The following is a 4,820-nucleotide window of genomic DNA, read 5'->3' on the forward strand; positions in this document are numbered from 1 at the left end:
GGCCCGATCCCCCTCACCTTGGGCCCGACCCGCCGGATCGACTGCCCGCGCTGCGGCTCGTCCGACACGGTCGAGCTGTCCCGGTTCGGCGCCACCGCGTGCAAGTCGCTACGCCGTTGCGGCGCCTGCAACGAGCCGTTCGAGCACTTCAAGGAGATCTGACCGTGCCCGGTTTCCACACGCTGCGCGTCGCCGACGTCGAGCCGCTGTGCGACGACGCGGCCGCGGTCACCTTCGACGTGCCACCGCCGCTGCGCGACGAGTACGCGTTCCGTCCCGGCCAGTTCCTCACCCTCCGCCGCATGATCGACGGCCGCGAGGAACGCCGCTCCTACTCGATCTGCGCGCCCGCCGGGGCCGCCCCGCGCATCGGCGTCCGCGAGATCCCGGACGGCCTGTTCTCGTCCTGGCTCGTCCACGACGTGCGCCCCGGCGACACGGTCGAGGTCCTGCCACCCTCAGGCAAGTTCACCCTCTCCACCGACGAATCGGCCCACCACGTACTGATCGCCGCCGGCTCCGGGATAACCCCCGTCCTGTCGATCGCCGCGTCCGCCCTAGCCGACCCGAACACCCGGGTCACGGTCCTGTACGGCAACCGTCGCAGCGGCACGGTCATGTTCGCCGACGACCTGGCCGACCTGAAAGACGCGCACCCGGACCGCTTCGAACTCGTCCACGTCCTGTCCCAGGAACCCCGCGAGGCCGAACTGTTCACCGGCCGCCTGGACGCGGACAGACTCCGCATCCTTCTCCCCCGCCTAGTCCCCATCGCCGACATCGATCACTGGTGGCTGTGCGGCCCCTTCGCCATGGTCCAGGACGCACAACGCGTCCTCCACGGCTTCGACGTGCCCCGCGAACGCGTCCACCAAGAGCTGTTCCACGTGGACGAGCCCCCACCCGAACCGAACCGGAAGAAGCCCGCCCCCACAGGCCCGGCCAGCGAGGTGACCGTAATCCTGGACGGCCGCTCCACCACCCTCGCTCAACCGCAGGACGCGACGGTCCTAGAAGCGGCCCAGCGGATTCGCCCCGATCTCCCCTTCGCCTGCAAGGGCGGCGTCTGCGGCACCTGCCGCGCCAAACTCATAGAGGGCGACGTGGAAATGCGCCGCAACTATGCCCTAGACCCAGCAGAGCTAGACGCCGGCTACATCCTCACCTGCCAGTCACTCCCCGCCGCCCCCCGCCTGACCATCGACTACGACGCCTAACCGGCGGCGGGTCACCTCCGACTCGTGGCCGACCTCAGGTTGGCTTGCGCCACACGGAGATGTGCTTCGCAGAGTCTTGGGTGAATGGCGCCCCGTCCCAGTCCGCGACGCGACGTTCCAGCTCAAGCCCAGCGATCCGGGCCATCAGATCGAGCTCTGCCGGCCAGGAATACCGGTGCCGGGAACTGCCGCGCCGGTAGCGGCCGTCGTCGCCGTCGCAGGTGAAGTGGTGCGAGACGAGAATCTGCTCCACCAGGTCGAAGGTGTCGAAGCCGAGATGCCGCTCAGAGACATCGAACGGCACCGCGACCTGGCCGGGCGGCAGGAACCGCAGCGGCGGCACGCCCAGCTCGATGACGAATCGGCCGCCGGGCCCCAGATGACGTGCGGCGTTGCGGAAACACTCGACCTGCTCGTCCTGCGTGAGCAGGTTCGAGATCGTGTTGTAGACGAGATAGACCAGGGCGAACTCGCCGGGAACGACGGTGGTGGCCATGTCCCCGATGGCCACCGGGAGCGCGTCTTCGTCGATCTTGCGCCGCAGGACCGCCGCCATGTGCTCGGACAGCTCGATGCCCGCTACCGGCACGCCGCGTTCCCGTAGCGGGACGCCCACTCGTCCGGTTCCGATGGCGAACTCAAGTGCCCGGCCATCTCCGGCGAGATCGGCGAGGAAGGCGAGAGTCGGTCCGAGAACGGCGGCCGAGGACATCTCTGCTTCCTCGGCGTCGTAGCGGTCGGCGGTCGCGCGGGTCCACAGCTCACTGCTCGTCACGGTCGGCCACTTTGCCGGGTGCCGAGGACCATGTCGACGCATTTACCCCCGCAAGGTGGAACGTGGCGTCCTTATGACCGCCTGCGCCCAGCACGTCCCCATACCCGGCTCACTCACGTGGTGACCACCTACGCGGCCAAATAGAGAAAGCAGGCGGCAGGCCCGGCCGTCGAAGTGCGGAAACGTCGTTTCGGGACGGGCTGTCTGAGCGCCCAGGGAATGGAGCGGGGGTCGTCCAAAGACGGATCCGCACGGTCCATCGCCCACAGGGCGGCCCGCGCAAGCGATATACAGAGTCCGGCGGACAGCCGGGTGTGCGCTGCAAGGTGCGAGTGGATACCGGAGATCTCGCCGTAGGCAAGGCAAGGACCCAGGTCATGGGGCGCGCTACAGATCAGCCGGAATAAGGCCGACTCGGCCCGCAAGGTGCTAGCCTCTGCGGCGACTACTCACCGTAGGGTTCAGCCCTCGCCATCAAGCCTCCTCGTGTCCGGTGACACCAGGAAGGTGGGAGTCACACCAGATCCTGAAAAGGGGTGTGACGATGGGTGCTGCCCACGTAGCAGATCCGGCCGTGGAGGCCGTCGATCTGGTCAAGAGTTATCCGGCCGGCAAGAACAAGCCGCCCATCACGGCACTGCGAGGGCTGAGCTTCGCCGTGGCGAAGGGGACCGTGTTCGGGCTGCTCGGGCCGAACGGAGCCGGCAAGTCGACCACGGTGAAGATCCTCTCGACGCTCTCAGCCGCCGACTCAGGATCGGCTCGCGTGGTCGGGATCGACGTGGCGACGCGGCCCGAGCGGGTGCGCCGGGTGATCGGGTTCGTGTCGCAAAAGTCCGGTACGGATCCGATGGGCACCGCATTCGAGAACCTGCTGCTCGCCGGACGCCTACACGGAATGCCCCGTCGGGACGCCAGGGCGCGCGCCCGCGAACTCCTCACCAGGTTCGGCCTTGCCGACGCCGCGAACCGGCTGGTGCAGACCTACTCCGGCGGTATGGCGCGCAGGCTCGACGTCGCGCTCGGCCTGATGCACCGCCCGCAAGTGCTCTTCCTCGACGAACCGACGGCCGGGCTCGACCCCCACGCCCGCAGCGAAATGTGGGCCGAGATCGCACGGATGGCCGGGGACGAGCAAATGACGGTGCTGTTGACGACGCACTATCTGGAGGAGGCCGACCACCTCGCCGACCGGCTCGCGATCGTCGACCAGGGCACTGTGGTCGCCGCGGGCACCCCGAGCGAACTCAAGAGCGGCCTGCGCGGCGACGCGGTGCACGTCGAGTTGGCCCAGCCCGACGACAGGGCGCTCACGGTCCTGCGGACGGTGTCCGAGTTGCGGGACATCACCATGGACGGGGGCACTGTCCGTGGCCGAACCGATGACGGCGCCCGGGCGTTGCCACCGGTACTGGCCGCACTCGACGAAGCGGGCATGACCGTGACCTCCGCGACTCTCGCCCGGCCCTCGCTCGATGACGTCTACCTGCGGCACACCGGCCACAGCTTCGACGCCGCCGCGGCCCCGAAGGCTCTGGAGGTGACGGAGTGACCACCGCACACCAGCATTTCAGCGGTGCGCGTCCACTGACCGTGCTCACGCACGCCGCGCTCCTGACCGGTCGGCTGCTGCGCGCCCTCCGGCGGATGCCGACCTTCCTCATCATCGGCCTGGTGCAGCCGGTGATCTGGCTGCTGCTGTTCGGACAGCTGTTCCGCTCGGTGGCGGACCTGCCCGGATTCACGCACGGCGACGGCGGCTTCCTGCAGTTCCTCACGCCGGGCGTGGTGATGATGACCGCGCTGTTCGCGAGCGCGTGGTCAGGAACGACCTACCTGCAGGACATCGACCGCGGCGTGATGGACCGGATGCTCACCTCCCCCGCCAGCCGGGGCGCGATGGTGATCGCGACCATGGCCTACCAGGCGATCCAGACGCTCATCCAAAGCCTGATCATCGTCGCCATCGCCCTGGCCGTCGGCGTCCGGTTCCCTGGGAGCGTCGCCGGCGTCGGCATCACACTGCTTGCCGCGGTGCTGCTGGCCCTGACCTTCTCGGCGCTGTCCGACGCGGTGGCACTGCTGACCCGCCAGCAGGCGACGCTCATCGCGATCTCCCAATTCACCACGCTGCCGCTGATGTTCCTCAGCTCGGCCGTGATGGATCTCAGCCTGGCCCCGGGCTGGGTCGGCGCCGTCGCCGACTACAACCCCATGGAATGGGCGGTCGTCGCGTCCCGAGAGGCGACGGGCGCCCACACCGACTGGAGCACAGTTTGGGCCCACCTGGGCCTGCTCACAGCGACCGCCCTCGCCATGGGCTTCCTGTCCACACGCGCCTTCCGCACCTACCGAAAACAGGCATGAAACAAGCGGTCCGCCCCACCGAGGGCACGGCGGTCCCGCCGGGCGTGAGCAAGGTGCCCAGGATCAGTGTTGCGTGGCGGCCGAGCTGGTCACGCCTGTCGGTGACACGTGCGCTGCTCGGGTTCACCTCGGAGCAGCGCCTCACCCGCCACGCCCCCGCCCGCTTGCGCCGGGTTCACGACGCGGCCTTCTGGGACGGCTTCGCCTGGCTGAAAATGCCGGTCGAAGACGCGCAACGGCTCGTCACGCTCACCCTGCCGTACTCGGTCCGGTCGTAGTGGATCGCCAGCGGCTGCGACGCGGCGTATGTAGAGTACGAGCTATGAGGATCGTAGAGCTGGAGCGCCGCGGGAGTGGTTCGGGGCGGTCCGGAGTGTTCGTCGCCTGGGAGTTGCTGGCCTGGCTAGGGATCGCCCTGGTCGCGTTCGCGGCGGCGGTGCTGGCGGTGCTGGTGCCGGCGG

General features: G+C 68.8%; 5 protein-coding genes and 1 pseudogene. 5 read left to right on the top strand and 1 reads right to left on the bottom strand.

Features of this window, described 5'->3' with window-relative positions; all coding sequences use genetic code 11:
• Positions 1-162: pseudogene (locus tag E1287_RS46170) on the top strand (phenylacetate-CoA oxygenase subunit PaaJ); the annotation flags it as partial.
• A 2-nt stretch (positions 163-164) separates the two neighbouring features.
• Positions 165-1,217 (top strand): 1,2-phenylacetyl-CoA epoxidase subunit PaaE, encoded by a 1,053-nt coding sequence (gene paaE / locus E1287_RS42075; protein WP_131971540.1) that lies wholly within the window; start codon positions 165-167, stop codon positions 1,215-1,217.
• Positions 1,218-1,251: 34 nt separating this feature from the next.
• On the opposite strand, the gene E1287_RS42080 is transcribed toward paaE, so the two are convergent.
• Positions 1,252-1,929, bottom strand: coding sequence for a class I SAM-dependent methyltransferase (locus E1287_RS42080; protein WP_207934796.1), 678 nt, complete (start codon positions 1,927-1,929; stop codon positions 1,252-1,254).
• Positions 1,930-2,536: 607 nt separating this feature from the next.
• Between E1287_RS42080 and E1287_RS42085 the strand changes: the two genes are divergently transcribed.
• Genes E1287_RS42085 through E1287_RS42095 form a run of 3 tightly spaced genes read left to right on the top strand, consistent with a single transcriptional unit; the run spans position 2,537 to position 4,637 of the window.
• Positions 2,537-3,544: an ATP-binding cassette domain-containing protein gene (locus E1287_RS42085; protein ID WP_131971544.1), complete on the top strand. Its 1,008-nt coding sequence runs from the start codon at positions 2,537-2,539 to the stop codon at positions 3,542-3,544.
• Positions 3,541-4,359 (top strand): ABC transporter permease, encoded by an 819-nt coding sequence (locus tag E1287_RS42090; RefSeq protein ID WP_131971546.1) that lies wholly within the window; start codon positions 3,541-3,543, stop codon positions 4,357-4,359. The genes E1287_RS42085 and E1287_RS42090 overlap by 4 nt, the downstream gene beginning before the upstream one ends.
• Entirely contained in the window at positions 4,356-4,637 is a 282-nt protein-coding gene (locus E1287_RS42095; RefSeq protein WP_131971548.1) for a hypothetical protein, read from the top strand. The genes E1287_RS42090 and E1287_RS42095 overlap by 4 nt, the downstream gene beginning before the upstream one ends.
• Positions 4,638-4,820: the final 183 nt, after the last annotated feature.

This window comes from Actinomadura sp. KC06 (assembly GCF_004348735.1).
GTDB lineage: Bacteria > Actinomycetota > Actinomycetes > Streptosporangiales > Streptosporangiaceae > Spirillospora.

Bases quoted from the DNA above. Each gene is read 5' to 3' on its own strand.
- E1287_RS42080 (WP_207934796.1), bottom strand. From the start codon at position 1,929: ATGTCCTCGGCCGCCGTTCTCGGACCGACTCTCGCCTTCCTCGCCGAT.
- E1287_RS42085 (WP_131971544.1), top strand. From the start codon at position 2,537: ATGGGTGCTGCCCACGTAGCAGATCCGGCCGTGGAGGCCGTCGATCTG.
- E1287_RS42095 (WP_131971548.1), top strand. From the start codon at position 4,356: ATGAAACAAGCGGTCCGCCCCACCGAGGGCACGGCGGTCCCGCCGGGC.